Consider the following 22,658-nt stretch of genomic DNA (forward strand, 5'->3'; position numbering starts at 1 on the left):
GTGTACGGGGGCGCCGACGGCGGCGGGGCTGGTTGCCCCGGGTGAGCAAAGATACGAACCGATGTGAGTGACAGGAAACAAAGACCATGTCGCAGAAGATGAACAGCAGTAACTCGGGGGTACGAGTTGCGGTCCTGGCGTTAGCCCTTGCGACGGCATTGGGCGGATCGTTTGCCGCATGGGCCAAGGATGTGCCGACGGGCTTCCCGCCGGGATCGCCGTTTGGGCGTCCCCCGGGGCCGTTCCCGCCGAAGAGGCTGTCTCCCGATTTGCCTTGGTGCCGGTATCCCTATCGCACGCAGGCACCGTCTCAGCTCAAGACAGCGCCCCAGAAGGCGCGGGTCGTGACCTTGCAGGAAATCGAGCCCAACGACATCGGTTGGCAGGCTCAGACGGTTCCGGTCAGTTCGAGCATCGGCGACGAGATCGATGCGACGGTAAAGGGCAGCATCGAGCAGGGCGATGACGTCGATTTCTACCGCATTTTCGTGAACAAGGGCGACGTTGTGGGGCTGGCGGTGACGACCAACCGCGACCCGTATGATTCTCGGCCGGATCTGGGTCTTGATCCGGTCGTGGCGGTTTGTGATTTGACGGAAGACGTTCTTGTCAAAAACGATGATGACGGCGGGATCACTTCGATCTATCCTCCGTCTTCTCCGCTGCCGCGCATCGAGACGCCCTATTATTGGTTCTACCGATGGGATTCGGCTTTGTCGTGGATCGCGCCTGAGACCGGCGACTACCTGATCCGCGTGACCTCGTTCGAATCAAGCCGCAGAGGTGATTACGAGTTGAAAATCGTGCTTCGGCGGCCGGCCCACGAGCACCAGGCGGTCGGTGCCACGCAGATCATCTTTCTCGATTTCGACGGTGTTGAGGATTTCAACGCCGTCGAGGTTTTCGGGTACGGCTGGTACCTGACGGATCTCTCGCCGATGCGAGACTTCCTATCTCGGTGGGGCCTGACCCTTGCTGATGAGGCGGCTGTGGTTGATGCAGTGGTGGCCGTCTTCCAGGAGCGTCTGGACAACATCCGCCGCGCGGATCTCAACGGCGATCGTGATGTCGACTCCGTAGACGGGCACATGGATGTCGAGATCCGGAACAGTCGCGATCACGCTGACCCCTGGGGCCAGCCGAATGTGACGCGGATCATTATCGGCGGTTCGATGTACGAACTGGGTATTCCGACGCTCGGCATCGCTCAGTCGATCGATCCGGGCAACTTCGCTCCCGAGGAGACGGCGGTGGTGTTGCTCGACTACCTCAGCGATCCGGACCCGACAAACCTGGATTCGATCAATGCCATTCCGCGGGCACCCAACTTCAGCATGGTCGATGCCGTCGGTCGCGTTGTGGGCGCCATTGCCGCGCATGAAGCCGTTCATACGCTCGGTTTGTGGCACACCGACAACTCGAATGATGTGGCGTGCCTGATCGATACCGGCGGCAACGGAATCGCAGACGAGGGGGGCGTTGGTCCGGACGGAATCATGGGGACGGGGGACGACGAGATGCCGGAACTCGTGCCCGATGAATATGACCCGTACGAAGGAGTCGGGACGGACGGTCTTGAGTTGACTGATGTTCGCGTCGCCTTTGCGCTGTCAACCGGCAAGCGTCTGGATATCGAGCCTCCGCCGCCGGTGACCGAGGTTCCCCTGGTGTCGATCTCGGCGATGCCGAAGATCGGGGTGGCACCGCTGACGGTGAATTTCGCCGGAGGCGGCGTTGATCCCTCGGGCGGCCAGTTCGTGGTGTTCAACTGGGACTTTGGGGACCAGACGGCCGGAACCGGCGCGTATGTGAGTCACACCTACAACGCGCCCGGAACCTACGTCGTGAGGCTGTCGGGTGTCACGAACAACGCCGAGACTGCTCAGACGGTGACCGAGGTGATCGTTCTGTCTCAACCCAATCAGTTGCCGTCGGCTCGCATCATCGCCACACCTACCAAGGGGGCCGCCCCATTGATGGTTTTGTTCCAGGCGGAGGCGGAAGATCCCGACGGCGAGATCATCAGTTACGGCTGGGACTTTGGCGACGGCCAGGGCGGGAGTGGGCAGGCGATCGATCATGTCTACCTGGCACAGGGTGTTTACGTGGTGACTCTGTCGGTGACCGACAATCTGGGCGCGACGCAGCGAGTGACCAAGGTCATCACGGTCACCGGACCGTCGCCAAGCGCCAGCGCCAACGAGCCCGGTGATACCGGTGCCGGCCTGCCGATTCCGTTGGTCAATACTTGCGGTGCCGGCGCTGCTTCGGGCCTGGTTGCCACACTGGCCGGTCTGATGGGTATGGCCTTGATGCGGCGACGACACTGATCGCCCGGGAGGCTCGCGGCAGGACGCGCTGGGGGGGCGGCGATGTGCCGGGGGTTACTGCGCGGCCGAGTCGGAACGATTCGCCCGCTTTGCCGAATGCATGGCGTTTAAAACCATCTTTAGACATCATAATCTTGTTCCGGCCATCCGGGCGTCGCAACCGCTAGCTTCCTGATACCAGGGCGACGGATCACGCCTCGCGGGGGAGTGGGTTGACCCGACTGATGAATTCGCCCTGGGCGGTTTCGGTGGCGACGTCCTGGCCGGCGGACACTTGATGGGCGGCCGTGATGATCCGCCGATCCGGCATTCGCCGCGTGATGGTGAAGCCGCGGGCCAGCGTACCGCGGTAGCTGGTGGCCTGCAGCCGGGCTTCGAGTGAATCAAGCCGATCGCGGGTATTCTCAATGCGATGGCGTAAGGTTTGCTCAAGGGCGTGCTGGAGCGCCTTGAGGTCCTGCCGGTGCCGTGGAATCCGGACGGCCGGCGAGGCGGCCAAGAATGCCTCACGAGCGAGCTCGAGGCGTCGTTCCGATCGTCGGACCTGTTGCTGCAAGGCCCAGTTGAGCCTGTAAGCGATCTGAACCACACGAGCGTGTTCCTGTTGCAGGAAAGCCTTGGGTTGGATCGCAGCCAGTATCGCCTCGAAACGGTTGAGTCGACGATGTGCGTCGGCGGTTCGCCGGGACAGCAGCAGTCGCAGCCGCGAGGCGATCTCGTCCAGGCTTTGTTCACGGCGATGAAGGATAGCCAGCGGATCGCGGAACCACTCCAGCCGTTCAAGGCCGGCGAGGCGTGATTGAGCCATTGCCACCTGATGATTCATTGCCCGGCCAAGCCGTCGGGCCACGTCGGTCAGGCTGTTGAGGATCTCGGCGGCGGACGGCACGGCCGCCACGGCCGCGGCAGTGGGGGTTGGGGCTCGCAAGTCGGCCGCCAGATCGCAGATGGTGACGTCCACCTCATGGCCGACCCCGCTGATGATGGGGATCCGGCCGGCGACCACTGCTCGGGCCACGATTTCCTCGTTGAAGGCCCACAGGTCTTCCAGTGAGCCGCCCCCGCGTCCGACGATTATCACATCAATGTTTCCGAGGGCTGCCGACTGCTCGTTGAGCCGGCGGATTGCCGTTGCGATTTCCTCGGCCGCGCCCTCGCCCTGTACTCGTACCGGATAAACGAAGACCCAGACGCAGGGGAAACGCCGTTGCAGCGTCCTGAGGATGTCTCGGATGGCCGCCCCGGTCGGGCTGGTTACCACGGCGATTCGCTGGGGGAAGCGGGGCAGCGGTTTCTTACGTTCCTTATCGAACAGTCCCTCCTTGGCGAGTCGGGCGTGCAATTGACGAAACGCCAGATCGAGGGCCCCCGTTCCACGGGGCTCAAGCTTGCGGATGATGAACTGGTACTGCCCGCGTGGCTCGTAGACCTCCACGTGGCCGGTGGCGATGACTTCCATGCCGTCGGTCGGCTTGAACTTGATCGCCGAGGCCGCCGATCGCCACACCACGGCCCGAATCTCGCTGTTTTTGTCCTTTAGCGTCAAGTAGAAATGCCCGCTGTCGGCCCGTTTGAGGTTGCTGATCTCGCCGACCAGGTGGATGGTTCCCGGCAGGGAGTCAGCGATCAGCAGCTTGATCAGGGCATTCAACTGCGAGACGGTCATTTCGCTCGGCACCGCCGGCCTGGCCTTGGCGACGGCCATTCGATCGGGATCAAAGGCAGGACGCGGCGATTCCATTACCTGGGATCGTAGGGCTTCGCATCGCGCGCCGCAATAGCGGTCGGCCAGCGATCGCGCACAAGGGGTTCGTTACGCAAGACGCCGTCTGGGATGGTATCGCGAGAGGAGAGCAGGTGGGACGCCGGTGCCGCCTGGGCTCCTGGAGCGTGCCATCAGTCCTCGCCGGCAGCGCCGGATTCGGAGACAGACGCGTCGCTGTTCACGCGGATGCGTTCGACGTGCGTGGCCCGTCCGGTCGCCGAATCCACGCTGACCAGCAAGCCACAAAGTCGGATGTCGTCGGCGGCCACATCGAAGGGGGCGTGCAGCCCGGTGAGCAGAGCCTTGAGCACGCGGTCTTTTCTCCGACCGAGTACGGAGTCGTAAGGGCCGGTCATGCCGACGTCGGTGATGTACGCCGTGCCGTTGGGCAGGATGCGTTCGTCCGCCGTGGGAATGTGCGTATGCGTGCCGAAGACCACGCTGACCCGACCGTCGAAGTGCCAGCCTATAGCGACTTTTTCGCTTGTCGCCTCGGCGTGAACGTCTACGGCGATGATTTTCACGTCTTGCGGGATCTGGCTGAGGGTTTTCTCGATGGCCTGAAACGGGCAGTCGGTGGGGGGCTTCATGTACAGCCGGCCGAGGACGGTCACGACCGCGACTTTCGGTCCGAGCGGCGTCTCATAGACGGCCCATCCCTTGCCAGGGGCGGCTTGGGCGAAGTTGGCCGGCCTTGCGATGTCCTGAGCCCGTTCCAGAACGGGGATGATCTCCTGCCGCCGGAACGCATGATCGCCGAGCGTGATGAGGTGGATCCCATAGCGACGGAACTTTTCGTAAAGCTGGTGGGTCAAACCGGAACCGCCGGCCGCGTTTTCCGCGTTGCAGATGATGCAGTGCAGGTCGTACTGCTCGACCAGCTTGGGCAGCTTTTGGGACAGGATGAATCGTCCGGGGCGACCGACGGTATCGCCGATGCACAACAGGTTGACTTGCATATGGATCTTTCCAGCCGCGGGTGCGCCTTGGCCTCCGCGGACCCGTCAGTTTAGCGGGGTTTTGCCCGTCCGGCAAGAGCCGGCCCGTGCAGCCGTGCGTCGTTTTCCGCGCTTGCATGAGGTTCTATTGTCGGGTCGAGGATTCATGAACCGAAGTGCCTGAGCGGCAGGACTCAAGCCAGCGTATCAGGTCATCGGTGGAAGGCAGAGACCCTTTTTGGAGGATGCGGGTGAGTCTGTCGTGCTGGATCGAATGGATTCCGAGGTTGCGGGTACGAGTCGTGATTGCCTCACCGGCTTCCCAGGTGTCGTCGGCAGGAGCGGTGGGATTCGAGGTCGTGGGAACGGTTCTAAGGCGTATTGCGGGCTGCCCGGCCGTGGATACCAGGGCCCAGCGTGCAGGGGCGCCCGCCGCATGCTGCAGGGTGGCGATAATGGTAGCGAGTGCTTGAGGATTCATGGCCCGCAGGGGCACGTCCAGCACGATCTCGCCGTCGGGCATGGTCAGCGAGGCAAGCCGGTGCAGCCACTCGATCGAGTATTCGGCGTATCCGTCGGTTGGTGCGGCCGGTTGACCCTGCTGGTAGAGCAGGTCGTACCGCTCGTGTTGGAGTCGCAAAGCCCGGAAGGCGGTTGCCCGGACGAACCGCGTTCTCCCGGGCGGCCGGGGCAGCGTTTCCTGAGTGAGGCCGCCGGGGCAGGGAATGATGTCGACCCTTGCCTTGCCGAGCCCTGCCCATCGGGCGGATGAACCGGCGTCGACCCCGACAAGGCAGATGCGTCGCGCGGAGGGTAACTCGCTTGTGGCGAGCCAGCTCAGATCGGTCGGCAAGGGCCGGATCGCACGGTCGGCTTCCCAACGGTCCCATCGGCGCGTGGCCGCGGGAAAGAGGATGATGGCGGCGGTCAGGGAGGCAAATACCAGAGCAAGCCGCTCGTGCCGGATGCGCGCGGGGCGGTCTTCTTCGTAGATCTGGACGATGCCGCCGAGGGCCATCATGACGAGTGCGCCGGCGGTCATCATACCTACGGGGCCGAGGGCCTGATGTGCCCACCATCGGCAGGCGATGAGGCCCACGGCCAATCCCGCCAATACCGCGCCGGCAAGCTGGGCGAAGCCCTGAGTCTCGCTGGCGGATCGTGCCAGCCAGGCCAGCTCGGCATAGTGCAGGGCGTAGCCGAAGGTGAATCCCAGGAGGAGAAGCTGGAGCAACTCCGACCATGGCCTGCCGGGGCAGAAGGCCGCCAGGATTGACGCGGTTCCCGCGCCGATGCCCGCTACCCACGCCGCCATCCCACAGCCTGAGGCGGAACGGGTCAGGTGTCGAGCGTGTTGCCAGGCGACGGCTGTTCCGGCGCCCAGCGTCAGGAGATACCAGCCCCATTGCGTGTGGGTTGAGGGCCGATCTTGGGCACCGACTTCCCGACAAGTTACCCAACCCGTACCGGCCAGGACGGCGGCAATTCCCCAGACGACGAGCAAGACCCAGATCAACCCTTCGGTTCCTCCGGGCAACTCGGGCGCCGTTTCAGTGGCAGGGGGCGCACCGGCCGGTTGGTCGGTACGCTGTGAGGTCTTGGCGGCCAGGGCGGCCACGACGAAGAGGGGCAGCACTCCTATCATGAACTCCTGGGCTCCCGAAAGCGTTTGCGCCATCCATTTGGCGCTCAACAGGAGCGCCAAGCCCGGTCCCGCGAGGATACCGGCGACCAATCCGGGACGTTGCCGGGGGGGGTGCTCGTGAGCCGCGACATTAGCCAGCGTGGCGATGAGCAGGCCGTGCAGGATCCAAGGGGGACCGATAAGCAAGACGGTGCCGAGCCATTCGAGGGCGGAGAGAGTCAAGTTGGTCCAGAAGAAATGTTGGAGGAGGTAGTGATAAACGCGAGCGACGGGCCCCATGAGCAGGAGCGTTGCCAGAGAGACCGCTCCTGCCAAGCATGCCAGCACTGAGATGGAAAGCCAGACCAGCGAGCGATCTCGCTGCCGAGTAGCCCTGAGCACCAGGAGAGACCCAATGACATCGTCGTTCGCTTCGTCGGATCGCCGGGCTCGCCTCTGAATGAACCGGGCGATCCCGACGATGGCTCGCCCGGGGAGCCATGGTCCCACGGCGGCGGCCAAAAGGGCGACGGCCACGACCATAGAGGTCGTTTCGGCGTCGGGTCCGATGGCTGCCGCGAAGACCTTCTGTGACGCGGAGCACTGCCAGCCAATCGCCAATCCTACGAGTATCATGGATGCATATGCGGGCAAGGGGCCGTCTAGCGCCCATTGACTCCGATCCCTGATGAGGGGCAGGAAACCACCGCGACCGGCGGGCCGTGCTCCAAGAAGGGTTTCGGCGATTGCGGCGGGGTCGGCGGGACGCGGAGCGGGGGCGTGCGCGCTTGCCGGGCGCGGCTTTTCAGACGCCTTTGTTTTGGAGATCGGTCGTCGGCCGGTACGTCTTGCCATTTTCTGATCCAACCAGGCCGTACATCGCAAGGTCGCCTGTTTTACGGCGGTCGGCCTCGCGGCCGGTCTTTTGGTTTCGGCGACCTGGATGACGGCCGCTTTGACTCTGCGACGTAGAACCGCACCGCCTGTGGGTTCAGGGTTGGGAAGGCCCATAACCGGTGCGTGCTCTACGGCAGCATATCTGTTTTGGTTTTTAGAGCTAGAGGAGAGTCGTCTGCAAGGGGTCAAACCATTCTTGTTTGCCGTCGTCGGTTTGCAGGATGAGCCCGCCGAAGGGATCAACGGCTATCGTTGTGCCGCTCCACTCGCGTCCGCGGGCGCGCAGCCGGACCCTCTGGCCGACAGGTTCGGCATATTGTTCCCAGGCTGAGCGGATGGCCTGGAACGAAGCGGGGGGGCTCGCCCGCAAGGTGACGTCGGCCAGCCTGTGGTCCAGGTGCTGCAAGAGTGCCTTGGCCACCTCGATCCTTTCGATGGGATGCGACGCCTCGATCTCCAGCGAGGTGGCGAAGGTCCGCAATTCGGGGGGGAAATGACCGGCGTGTTGCAGGCAGTTGATGCCGATCCCAATGACCCAGGCTCGATGCATCTGGGCGACAGGGCGGGACTCGATCAAGATGCCGCCCAGTTTTCGTCCTGAGACCCGAAGGTCGTTGGGCCACTTGATGGTCGGCGTGATTTCGGTGGACTGGCGAATGGCTTCACAGGCCGCGATGGCCGAGACCAGCGTCAGATGCCCGGAAAACTGGGCGGTCGGTGTCGGCCTGCCGGAATTCTCCAAGGCTTGCAGCTCAACATGCCCGCCCGGGGACGGCCCGGTGTTCGCTGCGGTCAATTCCTGATCGGCTGGCACGATGACCACGCTGCAGAGAATACTTGCCCCCCGAGGTGAGAGCCAACGCCTGCCGAAGCGGCCGCGTCCGGCAGTCTGATAATCTGCCATGACGACCAGCCCGTCGGCTTCCCGGCCGTCAGGTCCGCCCATTGTGCGGATGGAGTCCAGTGCCAAAGTATTGGTGCTGAGTGTTTCGGCCACGGTGATCATGTGCCGTCCGACCCGTCGGGGTGTCCAACCTTGCCGCAGTTGTTCGGCGGTCAGCGTAGTGCGTGAGCGTAATGACATGGGCAGGACAGTAACCCGATGCGGCCGTGACTGCAATCGTTCGCAGGCCGTCAAATCCTGCAGCAGTTCGTTGTTCCGAGGCCCATGACACGAGTCGCGAGGCCGTTGTATGTTTTGAAGGTCGTGTCCTATGATGAGGCGTTGGCGGCGAGCGTGCCGGGCCGAGGAGTTGTTGTTGTGCGACTGAACAAAGGGTTGGACCAGTCAGTGGACGTTTGTCGCCTGCCGACATCGCGTTACACGGGTCCGATCATTGACGCCCATTGCCATGGTGGCCGGTCCCGCGCCACTCGGCGGATGATTCGAGCCGGTGAGTTGTTCGGAATACGCAAGTGGGTGTTGATCTGCAGGGTCGATGAGATTGCGGCGCTTCGGCGGAGGCACGGTGACCGTGTGGCGTTCAACGCATGGTCTGAGCACGAGCTTGTCGGTCGGGATCAGCCATTCACGGACGCGAATCTGCGAATTGTTGAGCGGGCGGTGAGGGCGGGGGCGGTCTCGATCAAGTTCTGGTACAAGCCTGAGTTCAATGAGCGGTCGGGCGTGTGGTTCGACGACCCGCGGCTGGACCCGGTGTTTGATGCCATCCAGCAGTCGGGCCTGTCCGTTCTCGTACATATTGCGGATCCGGATATCTGGTGGCGGCACCGCTACAGCGACCCGTTGAGGTTCGAGTCGAAGCGACTGACCTATCGGCAGCTAACCAACACCCTGGAGCGATTTCCCTCGCTGCGGGTCTTGCTGGCCCACATGGGGGGCTGGCCCGAAAACCTGTCGTTTCTGGCTGAGCTGTTGGACCGACATCCCAACCTTTACCTGGACACGTCGGGGACGAAATGGATCGCTCGCGAGCTGTCTCGACGGCCGGCGGAGTCTCGCGATTTCTTCGTCCGATATGCGGACAGGCTGCTGTTCGGAAGCGATCTTGTCGCATTCAAGCATGCCACGTTTGAGCATCATTGTTCGCGATACTGGGCGCATCGGTTTCTGTACGAGCGATCGGACACGGTTCGTTCGCCGATCGAGGACGAGGATGCCGGCGGGAGGGTGTTTCTGGCGGGCATGAATCTGCCCGACGCAGTTCTGGACCGTCTGTATTACGCGAATGCAGCGAGTTTCTTTCGGCTTGGCGGGTAGTTATGGGTGAACGGTCACAGGGCGGCCGCACTGGTGCGGGGGGGTGACTGTCCCGGCGGTTCGCAACGAGCGTGATGCCCTGTCTGTCGAAATCACAGAACTGGCGGGTCCGGCCTTGTGCTTCATCGTGATGTATCCCTGACTTGTCCCAATGCCCTCGGCAATCTATCCCGGGTGGAAGACTTGGCGCTTGGGGGCGCGAACCAGAAGTCTTCGGATCCCTGTCCGGCCTAAGCGCTTATGATTGTATGGTTTAGGGACGTTCTGGTTCGCTTGCGACCACGTGTGCCAAGAGCGGGCAGCGTGAAAAAAAAGTGCCTGCAGGTCATATCGAACTATGATTGGGCCGGTCGGCCTGATATAATGCAGTGTGGAGTCGGCGCTCGATGGGCGACTTTTCGGTGGCCTTTAATGCGCCTTGGCGGAGCTGATCTGTACGGTCCTGTAAAACAAAGGTGTGAGGGAAGATATGAGCGAGGAGCGGCACACGGACGCGCAGGTGAACTCTTCACGTTATCATCATCATTGCTGTAAATACCGTTCAAGCATCGCTGGATGCGCGAACGAGGGTTTGGTGGGCAAGATGAGATGGGCCTGGTCGGGGTTCTGGCACTTTGTCCTTCGCAACCGAGTGGCGATCTTTATTGCCTCTCTTTTCTGGCTTCTGTATCGCAGTGGAACGAAGCCGCAAAGGCTCGCTTACCCGTGTCAGCAGGTCGCGGCCGTCAACGTCGGGGCGTTTATTGCGGCCCTCATTCCTGTCAGTCTGTTCTTGCGCAAACACAAGCACGGCCAGGTGTTGCCCAAGGCCGTGATCGTGCGGCGGCAAGTGATTGCCGCGGCGATCCTGTGCGTTGTTGGTGTCGTCGGTATCGAAACCTACCAGTACGCGGATCAGTTGCTCCAACCGGCAGCGACGTTGCCGAACGTGCCTCCGCCGGCGGTTGAGCCACCTCCGGCCGTCGTGGGCATCGCGCACAGGCCGTATCCGAACTGGCGCAAGGATGGCAGTCCGATACCCCCGCGCGCCCCGTTCACCGCCGCAGAGATCGACGGGCTGGTCGAGCGGGCAGTCACGTTGGCAGGCGGACTCGACCAGATCATGGTGGACAAGAACAGCGATGGAGTGCTCGACATCGTTCTGAAGCCGAATCTGGTTACCGAGATTCCCGTTGCGACCTATCCTGAGAACGGTATCGTCACGGACCCGCGCGTGATGGCCTCGGTCGTGAGACTCGTGAAGGAGGCAGCGGGGCGGACAGGTCTCAGTACGCTGGTAAGGATTGCCGAAGGCTCGGCCTGTGGTTTCCCGTGGGACGGCGGGAATCTGACGCGGACCGTCACCAAGACGGCCTTCATCAACTGCGGCTACACGACTGATCCTGCGTCCGGGCGGCAATGGTTCATATACGACCCGACGGTGGAACTGGTCGACCTCAACGATTCCGGAGGACTTGATCAGTTCGATCCGGCGAAGGTCACACAGGTGACCATCGACAACGCGCTTTGCCGTCGCAAGTATTGGGTACCCAACATCGTGCTTCATTGCGACGTGTTGATCAACGTTCCGACGCTCAAGAATCACTCCAATGCGGACGTGACCGTCTCAATGAAGAGCCAGGGAATCGGCTGCGGGCCGAGCGACATCTACCACTCGCGGCCCGCATACGGAGTACCGCTTCACCTGCAACAGATGAAGCATGCGATGCACTTTACGGATGTTCCGGGGCTGAACGCCTGGGATCCCGGCCAGGCATCCGGCTGGGACTATCCCGCGAATCCCGGGTCAGACGAGAACGCCATCGTGAACTACACGATTGTGGATATGAACCTGTTCAGGCCCATGGACTTTGCGATCGTTGACGGGCTGATCGGCATCACCAACGGTCCCGCTTCTTGGCCTGCCACACAACCCAACCCGAATATGCAGTTGATCGTCGCCGGAAAAGACGCGGTCGCGGTGGATACGACGTCTGCCTTGTTGATGGGTTACGACCCGCAATACGTGCGGTATCTCCGCTGGGCATATAACCGGCAACTGGGCACGATGAATACGTCCAGAATCACTCAGATGGGTGACCACGTAGCCCTGTGGCGGTATCCATTTGAGGCCAACTGGGGCAGCACTCACGCCCCGAACGGCTCGCAGGCCGAGACCAGCCCGCCGATGCTTGGTGGGATTTCGGTTCTCGAAGGCTCGATGCTTGTGACCGGCCAAACGGTCACGGTCAACAGCTTTTCTGATAACGTTGGGGTAACACGAGCCGAGCTGGCCGTTGCCGTTCTGGGTTCAGACCTGTTGACCAACGGTGATTTCGAGAACGGTGAGACAGGTTGGACCAAGTGGCAGGCCGATTGGAGCACAGGTTTGGAGTGGGACTTCAACAACCCCAACGTCAGCTCGATGGGTGGAACCAAATGCCTTCGCCTTGGAAAGGAGACGACCCTTGCCAGTTTCGGCGTTTATCAACAGGTTGCCGTCACGCCCGGCAAGACCTATCGATTGGACTGCCAGTGGAAGGGCAAACGGCTGGGTACCATGAACTGGTGGGAGGTCATCCTGATCGACGGGCCCTTCAGCCTGCAGCAAGCGGATGACGCCGAATACGTCGAGAAAAACTACATGTTTGCCTATGACAATATGACCTACGGTTTCCCCGGCGCGATCGGCACGGGCTTCGGCTGGGTCTGGACGCACAACCAGTATGCCCCACCGAAGGACCAAGTGGACTGGAATCATCGCCTGGGGCGTCGTAAGGCGACGGGGAACATCATGACGGTCGTTCTCAAGGCGGGCAGCAACACCGCGGGCGGCGTCGAGGCGTACTTTGACAACGTGACGCTTCGAGAAGTGAGCGAAGACTATGTGCTTGATGCCGTTTCCAACCCGACGTGGGGGGCGCAGTTGGCGGCAGACATGAGTTCACTGCCGGTCGGCCAGTATCCGGGCGAGCTTCGGGTTACCATTTACGACGCGATGCTCAACGAAAGCAGCATTTACCGCAACGTCCATCTGCAGCCCATTCCGCTCAATCCGTGGGTTTGCAAAAACAGGGACGCCTTGTATCAGGAGGTTTTCGTCGGAGATCCGATTCCCGCGGATAACGTGGAGATCTGGAACTGCGGCGGTGAGGGCGGCGATCTGAGCTACGAGATCACCACCAATGTGCCGTGGATCCACGTTGTGCCGGATGAAGGCGTGTCCGTTCAGAATCCGCCGACGACCAATCTTCATGTGGTTTCTTATGATCCGTTGCCGCCGGGTGTCCACACGGGCAAGATCACCATAACCGGATCGCACAATGTCGAGACAATCAACGTCACGGTAGTGGTGACCACGGTCAAGCCGGACTTTGACGCCGACGGCGACGTGGATGAGACCGATTTTGGTTTCTTCCAGCAGTGCTACACCGGGGCCGCGCAGGTCTCCGGCAGTTGTACCGTCGCGGACTTCGACGGCGACATGTTCGTTACTCGTACCGGTGACCTGCCGGTGTTCTTGAATTGCCTGAGCGGACCTGGCATATATCCCGATCGGGATTGCGACTGAGTGCGAGTCGGGACGCTCCTCGTGTAAAGATAACGGCGTGCGAAGCTCTTGGGATGCTCCGCACGCCGTTCTTGTTGTGCTTTCGGCCCGGGCGGGGGAGATCGGCTATGCGCGCAACGGTCGGACGGATCCGTATCCGGCTGAGAGCGCCTCAAGGACAAGCGGCAGCCCGGATGTCGAAGCCTGTGCGCGTGACGCGCCAGCAGGTGGTTGCGGCATCATAGAGACGGATTTCCCGCACTCTCCGTCGGTCATTCCCAGATGGCGTGTTTCGATTGGCGGGCTGCGGGTTTTGCCCCGCCTGCCTTTTTGCCGTTTGGCGATTCAATCCCACAATGGTTTGCATTAGAATGCGTCCGCGACGCGTTTCTGCTGTATGAGTTCTCAGGGCATACAACTGCCTGCGCCGAGCGTCTTTATGCGCGGGCCAAGACGCAGGCGAGGCATCGGAATATACCAGAGGCCTGCCGGCTTGCTTAAGCATCCCGGACGATGAGACTGTTATGAAGCGGATGACGAGTTTCTCTGAAGCCCTGTTTGCCCGCCGAATGACGTCAGTCCTTGTCTTGGTTGCCGGAGGATGTCAGTGGTTCTCCGAGAGTGCGGACCGTGACGTCTATCGGTTGATTAACGACCGCCAGCGGGCGGCTCTGGGCGAGGCGCATGACTTCCGCATTGAGCGGGGCACCTCGCCCGTGTCGGTGCCGGGAGACGCGTACGCGTTCGTTCCTCGCCCGATAGACAGCGACGTGCCGGAGGTTTTTCGTCGTGCGGCTTCTCAACCTGCGGTGGACGGGAACCCGACTTCAGCACCGGTCGTTATGGGCTCTCAGGGGTATGTATTTCCAGAGACGATGCCTTCGGGGACGGCGGACGCTGAGGCGTCCCAGCCTGGCCTTTTGCGGTCTGAAGCCGCCAGCCGGCCGGTGTCCACCCGGCCGTCTCGACCTATCATGACGTTGTCTGGAGCCCTCAAGTACGCCTTTCAACACTCGCGGCGGTTTCAGAATGCCAAGGAGGATCTGTACCTTGCCGCCTTGGATCTGACCCTGGAGAGACATCTGTGGACACCTCGGTTTTTCGGAGAGATCGGAGTTGACCTCGTCAACCAGGGACAAGACGAGGTTTGGGATCATGCCCTCGAAGCGGTCGCACAGGCAGGGGTTCGACAGAAGTTGCCTTACGGCGGCGAGATCACGGCGCGGGTGATCGCCAACCTGGTCAATGACTTGTCCAAGCGCGTGAATGAGGGTGAGACCGGCTCCATGCTCCTGGAGGCCAATATTCCGTTGCTGCGTGGAGCCGGCCGGGCGGCCTATGAGTCGCGATACAGAGCCGAGCGCAACCTGATCTATGCAGTCCGGACCTATGAGCAGTATCGTCGATCATTGGCCGTGGACATCGCGGGGCGCTACTTCAATCTTCAGCGGCTTCGCCAGCAAATCGTCAACGCGAGCGAGAGTGTCGAGCAGTTCGCGACCGACATGGCCCGCGCCGAGGCTCTTCGTCGGGTCGGCCGCGTGGAACAGTTGGACGTGCTTCGTGCCGATCAGGATCGCCTGCGGGCCATCAACACGGAAGTAGACGCGATCGCCAATTACGAAACCGCCCTGGACCGCTTCAAGATCGAGATCGGTATGCCGACGGAGACCGAAATCGACGTGGAATATCCGGCCGAGGTCACCGATTCCACGACGGAAATGGATGGAGTCATGGAGCCTTCGAGTCTGGAAGATGCTCTTCGAATGCCGGATGTGTCGGAAGAAGAGGCCGTCCGCGTGGCTCTGAAATACCGGCTTGATTTTCTGAACGACCTGGACCGCGTGGACGATGCTCGCCGAGGCGTGGCCGTTGCCGAGAACAATCTTCTGCCGGATCTCAGGATGTACGGCACGGTGCAACTGGACACCGTGCCCGAGCGTGTGGGCGTGCTGAAGTACAACACGGACCGCACAGGTTATCGGACGGGCTTGAGACTGGATCTGCCGTTGGATCGTGTGGCAGAGCGCAACGCGTTACGTAAATCTCAGATCGCGCTTCAGCAGGCGCAACGGGCGCTTGAAGAGGCCAAGGATATCATCAGCCTGCAGGTTCGTGAGGCAATCCGAGAGGTCCAACAGCAGGCCGATTCGCTGCGGATTCAAATACTGAGCCGGGATCAGGCCTTGGCTCGCCGCCGGGCGGCGCGTCTGTGGTTTGACCTGGGAAAAATGAATAACCGGGACGTCATCGAGGCGCAGCGAGAGCTGCTTGAGGCACAGAATCGCCTGGCGGAGGCTCAGTCCCAATGGAGACTGGCGATTCTCGCTTTTCGTCTCGATACCGGAACGCTCCGCGTGGACGACGAGGGCCAGTGGTACTCGGCGGTGGCGACCACGGCCGCGCGGCGTTAAAATGGAAGCGGTCAACGTCCTTCCGAATGGGGTGCGACAAGTTTCCGGGCCGCCGACGGTCAGCCTGCTTGTTAGGAGATCCGGGCATGGGAATGACCGAGACCGAAGCGACTCTTCCGTCGCAAGTTCCTGAGGCTGCGGAACAGGCCTGGGCACCCAGCCGGGTGCCGGTCCGAGTTTCGCGAAGGGCGCTCCGGTGGCTTGTGCTGATCGTCGTGGCGGTTGCCGCGATCGGGGCTTATGCGGTGGTCAAGCGGTGGCTCGCTCCGGCCGCCGTGCAGGACATCCAGCTTTACACGGTCACGAGAAAAAGCTTCCCCATCTTGTTAACCGCTACCGGCGAGCTCAAGGCGGCGAATTCCGTGGAGGTGCGGTCCGAGGTGGAAGGCCGGGCGACGATCATCTCGCTCGTTCCTGAGGGGACGCACGTGAAGCAAGGCGACCTTCTGGTGGAACTGGCCAGCGACGAGATTGACGAGAAGATCCGCGACCTGGAGATCAAGGAGACGGTGGCGGCGGCCGCCTACGAGGCCGCGGTGAAAGAGTTGGAGATTCTCAAGGACAAGAACCAGAGCGAGGAGCGCAAAGCCGCTCTGGCCCTGGACATGGCCAGGCTGAGTCTCGAGAAGTATCGAAAAGGCGAATCCAAGGAGCTGAGGAAGGAATCCGAGATCGCCGTCAAGCAGGCTGAGCAGGAGTTGCAGCGGGCGAAGGACTACCTCAAGGACTCGGAAGAGCTTTTCAAAGAGGGTTTTATCACTCGCATCGAGCGGGAGCGGGACGAATTCGAGGCATGGAAGGCCGAAAACGTACTGGAGAGGACGGGGGTGAAGGCCGAGGTCCTGGAGAAATGGACGATTCCGATGGAACTCCAGAAGAAGGAGTCGGACGTGGAGGAGGCCGAGGCCGAACTGGAGCGCACCAAGAAGGCGTCGCGGGCCTCTGAAGAGAAAGCCATTGCCGAAGTGAACGCGAAGAAGGACGAGTTGGGGATCGTTCGAGACAAGCTCAACAAGGCCCGAGAGCAGAAGAAGAAGACGCGGATCGAGGCTCCCGCCGATGGGCTGGTGGTCTACTACAAGGAGGACTGGTGGGACGAGACCCGCATCAAGACGGGGACTCAACTGCATGAACGGCAGCAGATCATCGAGCTACCGGACACGAGCTCGATGAAGGTGGTCGTGCGTGTTCACGAGACGCAGATCGAGCGGTTGAAGGAGGGGTTGACCGCGACGATCACGCTGGAAGGGTACAGCGGGCGGCAGTATCCGGGGAAAGTGATCAAGATCGGCACGGTGGCCGACTCGGCTCACCGGTGGATGAACCCCAACACGAAGGAGTACCTGACCGAGATTCTCATCGAGGGTTCGACCAGCGATCTCAAGCCCGGCGGCACGGCAAAAGTGGACGTGCTGGTGACGCAGCTCAGCGACGTTGTGGCCGTTCCGGTACAGGCGGTTTTCGGCAAGGGGGGCAAGTACTATGTGTTTGTCGATGAGCGCGGCAACGCGCGTCCGGTCGAGGTCGAGGTGGGACTGGCGAGCAGCGAGTACGTGGAAATCAAGAAGGGGCTGGATGTCGGTCAGGAGGTTCGTCTTGCGATCACCGATGAGATGAAGCGGCGGCTTCCGGACGACAAAGAGAAAGAGGAGAAGGCCGGGAAAGGGGCGGGGGCGAAGAGAAGGGGGGCTCCGCCGGCCTCGGCGCCTGCGATGAACTGAGGCCGGGATCCCAAGGCGGACCGGCATTTTGCGGGCCGCAACCCAAGCGCACTGCGATCCAGAAACACGCGCGCAAGAAGCGCAGACGTCCGGCCGTAAGGTTCTGATGGTACAGTAGCGACCGATGGTCATGCCGAGTGCCGTTACGACAGATCAGCATCGCCCGGCAGCTCGAGGCGGCAGGGGAGCCAGAGTCCTCGCCCATCTGGACGGCGTGGTCAAGATTTATCGCAAAGTCGGCACTTCAGTCGAGGTGCCCGCGCTCAGAGGCATTACGCTTGATTTTGCCGAGGGCGAGTACGTGGCCATTTGCGGCCAGAGCGGGTCGGGCAAGAGTACGCTTCTGAATCTGCTCGGTTGCCTCGATCGGCCGAGCAGCGGGCAGTACGTGCTTGGCGGCGTAGATGTGTCCGAGCTCGACGACGACGCCCTGTCGGACATCCGGAGCCGCCGGTTGGGATTTGTCTTTCAGAGTTTCAACCTCATACCACAGCTCACCGTCCTGGAGAACCTTGAGGTTCCGCTTTTCTACCAGGCGGTAACCCCGCAACTGCGCAGGGAGAGGGCCCTTGATCTGGCTCATCGGATGGGCCTGTCGGATCGCATTCATCACCGTCCGATGGAACTGTCCGGAGGCCAGCAGCAGCGTGTGGCTATTGCCCGGGCCCTGATGAACGATCCGCTCCTGATTCTCGCCGACGAGCCCACGGGGAATCTGGATACCGCCACGGGCGAGGTCATCCTTGCTCTGTTCGATCAGCTTCATCAAGCCGGGCGGACGATTCTGATGGTCACTCACGAGGCCGACGTTGCGGCGCGTTGCCGACGGGTTATCACCCTTCGGGACGGCTTGGTGGTCAGCGACGTGAGCAACGGCCGACGGATGCCTGGACCGGCCGTCGTGGGGAGAGCCTGAGCCATGTTCCGCGGACTGACGCTCGAGACCGTCCGACTGGGGCTCAAGAACCTTTACCTGCACAAATTGCGCTCGTTTCTCACCACGCTGGGCATCATCTGCGGGGTTGGTGCAGTCATCTGCATGTTGTCCATTGGCGAGGGAGCATCCGAAGCAGAGATGGCGCTGATTCGCCTGCTCGGCACGCAGAACATCATCGTCCAATCCGTTCGTCCCCAGGAGAGCGGCGTCGTCGGCTCGACACGGACATACGTGTTGGAGTACGGCCTGACCCGCGCGGATCTGTCGCTGATTCGGGCGACGATTCCGAACGTCAATCGCGTTGTTCCTCTACGCGAAGTCGCCTATCAGGTGCGAAGAGGCAGCGCGCAGCTACCCGCGGCGGTGTTCGGTACGGAGCCGGCTTTTTTCGACATTCTGCACATCAAGATCGCCCGTGGCCGGCCCCTCCAGTTGCTCGATGAAGCGGAGGCTGCGAAGGTGTGCGTCATCGGGGACGAGCTGAGAGCCAGGCTGTTCGCTCACGAGGATCCCATCGGGGAAACCGTCTATGTTGACCGACCGGCCACGCCTCTGACCCCCTACAAGGTGGTCGGTATCCTGGAGCGGACCCAAACCGCCGGCCAACCGGCCAAGGGGCTGGGCGAACGAGACATCAATTCGGAGGTCTTCATCCCGCTCAGCACCGCCGACAGGTTATACGGCGATCTGCTGATTCGCGTCACGAGCGGCAGCTACGAGAGAAGCCGGGTGACATTCAGCGACTTTTATGTTCAGGTCGACGACATCGAGAACGTGATTTCCGTATCCGAGATGGTCAAGCAGGCCTTGTCCCACATGCACAACAAGGCCGATTACACGGTGAAGGTGCCGCTGGAGCGGCTCAGGTTGGCTGAAAGCGAGAAGCGCCGGCGGCAGATCACCATGGGTTGCATTGCCGGCATCTCCCTGTTGGTCGGCGGCATCGGCATCATGAACATCATGTTAGCGACCGTGACCGAGCGGACGCGAGAGATCGGCATTCGGCGGGCGCTGGGCGCCAAGCGCCGGCATATCGTGATGCAGTTTCTCATTGAATCACTGATGCTCAGCACCCTCGGCGGCATGATCGGAATCGTCTGCGGCTCCGCCGGAGCTCATCTGATCACCAACTGGGTGGGCTGGCCGACGGTGATCCACAACTGGACTATCCTCTGCAGCTTCGGCCTGGCTTTGGCCGTCGGATTGTTTTTCGGCATCTATCCCGCCGCCAACGCGGCCCGGCTGGATCCTATCGAGGCCTTGCGGCAGACTTGACGCGGTTCTGCTGACGGCTGAGCAGGCGATAGAGGACCAGCAGCACAAAGAACAGGAGCAGCAACTGGGCGGTTCGTTTGGCGACGTGATCGACGATGTCGCGGATCCTCATACTCGTGAAATCGGCCGCGCTACGCCACTGGGTGTCAACCGCGACGACCTCGCTGGAGAAGGTCTTCGCATCGAGAAAAGATCGGAAATCGGTCAGCAAGGCTCGCAGCTTGTCCGAGGTTTCGCCGAGTTCGATTGCACTCTGAGTGACCGCCTGGAAGCTGAATCGTGCGTCGTGCGTCTCGACAGAATCATCCGGGTTCCCCTGAACGGGGCTGGACGCCGGTTTCTCCACAGCAGCGTCGGTGTTCTCCGGCGATTGGCCTGAGTCGCCAATGATCCGACCCGTCTCATCTTTCATGGATGCGGGCACGAACTTGAGTATCTCCTGTGCGGTGGCCTGCACCGCCTGAGCCGCCTTCTCGAGCGCCTGAGACGCCTTCTGGACGTTATCAAGGGTGACTCTGGCTTCTACAACGGTATCGCGAACGTGATTGCTGGCAGATGACACCATTGCCACGGTCTCTTTCGCTTCGCCCAACGTCGTGCGAAGCTCAGGTTGAGAAGCATCAATACGGTCGAGCAGGTTTTCGGCCTCGGTTCGAAGCTCGTGCGGCATTTTCTTTGCGACGTCCACAAACTCGGTGGTGTTGTCCGCCATCCGCGCGGAGCTGTCGGAGAACTGCCGGAGGTTGTCCATCAGATCGGTGAACTGTGGCGTTTGTCCGAAACTCGTTCCCAGTAGCTGAAGTTGCCAGCGCGCGTTGGCCGGAAAATCTTCAACGGTGTCGGTAAAGCGGTCCATGGAACGTGCCACCGCGTGGACCGACTCCGGCGTCCTGCTCACGCCTCCGAGAGCTGCAATCGGGGCGAAGGGGATGGCAACCAGTTGCTGAAGCACCTGTTCGCCCTGAGGAACATCGCTGAAACTCTCCGCGGGCCGCACCAAGAAGCCCTCCTGCATAGGATTCTGTTTCACGTATGCCACCACGTCCTGTCGGGTTTTCTCAAATACGCTTTCGGAAAGGCTCTTGCGGGCGATTTCGTCGATGGCCGCGCGGATCTCTTCCGCGGCTTGAAGGGCGACAGGTTGAGATGTGCCGAACAGTTGTCTACCCTCGCCCACGGAGAGGAAATCGACGAGGCGATAAGCCAGTGCCCAGAGATCGAGCATCGCTTCGGCGGGATCCGATTGACTGGCCGCGGTTCGGCACTGATCGGAAAGTCGAACGCGAAACCGGGTTGCGGCCTGTCGTTCTTCCCGGGCTGTTGCTTTCTGTTCGAGTTCGGTAGCAGTTTGCTCTACCGTTGCCCTAAAAAAGCCCACGAAGCCGCGGATTTTCTCAGCCATTTCGTCTTTATCCGCCGTCGGCGCATATTGCTGCGGAGCGATCTGAGGTCGCGTCTGAACCGGTTGGCCATTGCAGCCGCATAGCGGCACCATCAGTAGCCAAGCGGCCAACGCGAGTTCACATGCGGCAAGACCGCGGCCGGCTTGCCGACCTGATGCACATCGACGGGTTTGCTCATAGGATGGTTTCATGATCGCGATCTCCGTTGGGGGACAGTGAAACCTCTGGTCCGTTTACGGGACCGCCTTGCAAGGGCCGTTGGCGACAAGCAGCAACACGGCACCGCGGACGCGTTTTCGCGCCGGAAGTCCTGCTCGGCGGTTTGTGAATATGCATCATAGGGCGGGACAGATATCGGTGAAAGAAACCCGCCTGTGGCGATGCTGCGACGCATCGGCAACCTTCCGGCTGACCAAGGCTTGGTGGCCGCGACAAGCAGCACGAAACCTGCCGTCGGGAATGCGGGGCCCTTGCGACCGCCGACTGGGATGCGACGGGGTGCCGACCGAGTTATTATTCGGCCAACCGGATGGCCGCGAACTCCGTCGGGCGCTTGGCGCGGATCACTCCGCTGCCGTATTCGGCACTATGGCGTTCGTCTTTGTCCAGGTCATTGACCACCAAGCAGATGCCGAGGCTCTTTCGCGGCTTGGGCTCGAAGCCGGGCAGCAGTTGCCATTGGACGGCTGCTTCGTAGATTGTGCGTCCGCCGCCGTGCCGGGCCACGGAAACCTCGACGAGGTCCTCCGCCCGGACCCCTTGCGGCAGTTCGGGGGAACGCCAAATGTGCTTTTGAACCGTTTTGTCTTTCAGCGAGATGCCGATCTCGGATTCATTGCGCTTGTAGCCGCCCCAGATGTAGTCCCAGGAAGGGGCTTTCAACTCGAAGTTCGAGCGATCCGGATTGAAAGCGATCTGAAGGCTGTCCTCCTTCCACATATCCGCCGCCGGCTGGTTCTGGGTGTGAGTCTGATCCTTGACCACCACGCGCAGGTACAACCGCTGCCGGTCCCATGCGGCCTGCCAGGTTACGGACAGGTCATCCGGCACGGGAGGATCGACATAGTAGTACCGTACCGGCTCGTCGTACTTGCCGATTTTGGGCTCAGCGGGCCGGGCGTGGAACACCCAGGGCAGTTCGTCAACATAGGGGATGCCGGGCCAGTCGTCCGGCCCGGCGCGCATCGGGATCATGTCGGGAGTACGCGGTACATCGGCCGCCCGCAGCCCATCAGCCCGCGGCTTGCGACGTGCTGCATTGGCCTCATAGGTGATCAGGCGCTCGATGTGCTCCCGGTTAAGGACGCCCACGCCGGCGAGCATCTGCTCGACGAGCCTCAGGCGTGCCGGCTCGTTTTTTTCTTCATTGGCGCAGGTCCAGCGAACCAGCGGGGCGAGGGCGGCATCGCGCATCTGCTGCTTGAGACCCCACATCCGAACATAACCGGTCATTCCCGGCCAGCCGGAGACCGGCAGATCGGGAAGCGCCTGCGCTATGTGAAACCGCCTGACCCACTTGCGCCACGCCTCGACGACGGCATTCGACTGAGTGATGGCGTCCTCGTAGTTGTCCGTCGGTCGCCACCTGATGGCGTTCATCGACA

General features: G+C 61.7%; 13 protein-coding genes. 7 read left to right on the forward strand and 6 right to left on the reverse strand.

Annotation, left to right across the window (positions count from 1 at the left end):
- The first annotated feature begins 86 nt into the window (after positions 1 to 86).
- Positions 87 to 2,330 carry a DVUA0089 family protein gene (locus PLL20_11110; protein ID HPD30535.1) on the forward strand — a complete coding sequence of 748 codons (2,244 nt, stop codon included), beginning with the start codon at positions 87 to 89 and terminating at the stop codon, positions 2,328 to 2,330.
- 190 nt (positions 2,331 to 2,520) lie between these two features.
- Here PLL20_11110 and xseA read toward each other — a convergent pair whose 3' ends face one another.
- From xseA to PLL20_11130, 4 genes are all read right to left on the reverse strand, one after another.
- On the reverse strand, positions 2,521 to 4,071 hold the full coding sequence (gene xseA / locus PLL20_11115) for an exodeoxyribonuclease VII large subunit (GenBank protein ID HPD30536.1): 1,551 nt from the start codon (positions 4,069 to 4,071) through the stop codon (positions 2,521 to 2,523).
- 155 nt (positions 4,072 to 4,226) lie between these two features.
- Positions 4,227 to 5,054, reverse strand: coding sequence for a TIGR00282 family metallophosphoesterase (locus tag PLL20_11120; protein ID HPD30537.1), 828 nt, complete (start codon positions 5,052 to 5,054; stop codon positions 4,227 to 4,229).
- A gap of 124 nt (positions 5,055 to 5,178) precedes the next feature.
- Positions 5,179 to 7,293, reverse strand: coding sequence for a hypothetical protein (locus PLL20_11125; protein HPD30538.1), 2,115 nt, complete (start codon positions 7,291 to 7,293; stop codon positions 5,179 to 5,181).
- 421 nt (positions 7,294 to 7,714) lie between these two features.
- Positions 7,715 to 8,560 (reverse strand): biotin--[acetyl-CoA-carboxylase] ligase, encoded by an 846-nt coding sequence (locus PLL20_11130; protein ID HPD30539.1) that lies wholly within the window; start codon positions 8,558 to 8,560, stop codon positions 7,715 to 7,717.
- A 255-nt stretch (positions 8,561 to 8,815) separates the two neighbouring features.
- Here PLL20_11130 and PLL20_11135 point away from each other — a divergent pair, with 255 nt between their 5' ends.
- The 6 genes from PLL20_11135 (at position 8,816) to PLL20_11160 (ending at position 19,651) form a co-directional block, all read left to right on the forward strand.
- Positions 8,816 to 9,775, forward strand: a complete 960-nt coding sequence (locus tag PLL20_11135; GenBank protein HPD30540.1) for an amidohydrolase family protein — start codon at positions 8,816 to 8,818, stop codon at positions 9,773 to 9,775.
- A 583-nt stretch (positions 9,776 to 10,358) separates the two neighbouring features.
- The gene (locus PLL20_11140) at positions 10,359 to 13,325 is read left to right on the forward strand and encodes a DUF362 domain-containing protein (protein HPD30541.1); all 2,967 of its coding nucleotides are present in this window, start codon (positions 10,359 to 10,361) and stop codon (positions 13,323 to 13,325) included.
- Positions 13,326 to 13,828: 503 nt separating this feature from the next.
- Positions 13,829 to 15,718 (forward strand): TolC family protein, encoded by a 1,890-nt coding sequence (locus PLL20_11145; protein ID HPD30542.1) that lies wholly within the window; start codon positions 13,829 to 13,831, stop codon positions 15,716 to 15,718.
- Positions 15,719 to 15,804: 86 nt separating this feature from the next.
- Positions 15,805 to 17,439, forward strand: a complete 1,635-nt coding sequence (locus PLL20_11150; GenBank protein ID HPD30543.1) for an efflux RND transporter periplasmic adaptor subunit — start codon at positions 15,805 to 15,807, stop codon at positions 17,437 to 17,439.
- A 130-nt stretch (positions 17,440 to 17,569) separates the two neighbouring features.
- Positions 17,570 to 18,355, forward strand: coding sequence for an ABC transporter ATP-binding protein (locus tag PLL20_11155; GenBank protein ID HPD30544.1), 786 nt, complete (start codon positions 17,570 to 17,572; stop codon positions 18,353 to 18,355).
- 3 nt (positions 18,356 to 18,358) lie between these two features.
- Entirely contained in the window at positions 18,359 to 19,651 is a 1,293-nt protein-coding gene (locus PLL20_11160; protein HPD30545.1) for an ABC transporter permease, read from the forward strand.
- Here PLL20_11160 and PLL20_11165 read toward each other — a convergent pair.
- Together PLL20_11165 and PLL20_11170 are read right to left on the reverse strand one after the other, a co-directional pair.
- Entirely contained in the window at positions 19,626 to 21,053 is a 1,428-nt protein-coding gene (locus PLL20_11165; protein ID HPD30546.1) for a hypothetical protein, read from the reverse strand. The two genes, PLL20_11160 and PLL20_11165, sit on opposite strands and share 26 nt — an antisense overlap.
- Positions 21,054 to 21,567: 514 nt before the next feature.
- Positions 21,568 to 22,658: sugar-binding protein (locus PLL20_11170; protein HPD30547.1), on the reverse strand; the 1,091-nt coding region annotated here is incomplete at its 5' end.

The sequence above is a fragment of the Phycisphaerae bacterium genome, from assembly GCA_035384605.1.
Lineage (GTDB): Bacteria > Planctomycetota > Phycisphaerae > UBA1845 > PWPN01 > JAUCQB01.

Bases quoted from the DNA above. Each gene is read 5' to 3' on its own strand.
- PLL20_11125 (HPD30538.1), bottom strand. From the start codon at position 7,293: ATGATACTCGTAGGATTGGCGATTGGCTGGCAGTGCTCCGCGTCACAG.
- xseA (HPD30536.1), bottom strand. From the start codon at position 4,071: ATGGAATCGCCGCGTCCTGCCTTTGATCCCGATCGAATGGCCGTCGCC.
- PLL20_11155 (HPD30544.1), top strand. From the start codon at position 17,570: ATGCCGAGTGCCGTTACGACAGATCAGCATCGCCCGGCAGCTCGAGGC.
- PLL20_11160 (HPD30545.1), top strand. From the start codon at position 18,359: ATGTTCCGCGGACTGACGCTCGAGACCGTCCGACTGGGGCTCAAGAAC.
- PLL20_11165 (HPD30546.1), bottom strand. From the start codon at position 21,053: ATGGCTGAGAAAATCCGCGGCTTCGTGGGCTTTTTTAGGGCAACGGTA.
- PLL20_11150 (HPD30543.1), top strand. From the start codon at position 15,805: ATGGGAATGACCGAGACCGAAGCGACTCTTCCGTCGCAAGTTCCTGAG.
- PLL20_11120 (HPD30537.1), bottom strand. From the start codon at position 5,054: ATGCAAGTCAACCTGTTGTGCATCGGCGATACCGTCGGTCGCCCCGGA.
- PLL20_11145 (HPD30542.1), top strand. From the start codon at position 13,829: ATGAAGCGGATGACGAGTTTCTCTGAAGCCCTGTTTGCCCGCCGAATG.
- PLL20_11130 (HPD30539.1), bottom strand. From the start codon at position 8,560: ATGATCACCGTGGCCGAAACACTCAGCACCAATACTTTGGCACTGGAC.
- PLL20_11140 (HPD30541.1), top strand. From the start codon at position 10,359: ATGAGATGGGCCTGGTCGGGGTTCTGGCACTTTGTCCTTCGCAACCGA.
- PLL20_11110 (HPD30535.1), top strand. From the start codon at position 87: ATGTCGCAGAAGATGAACAGCAGTAACTCGGGGGTACGAGTTGCGGTC.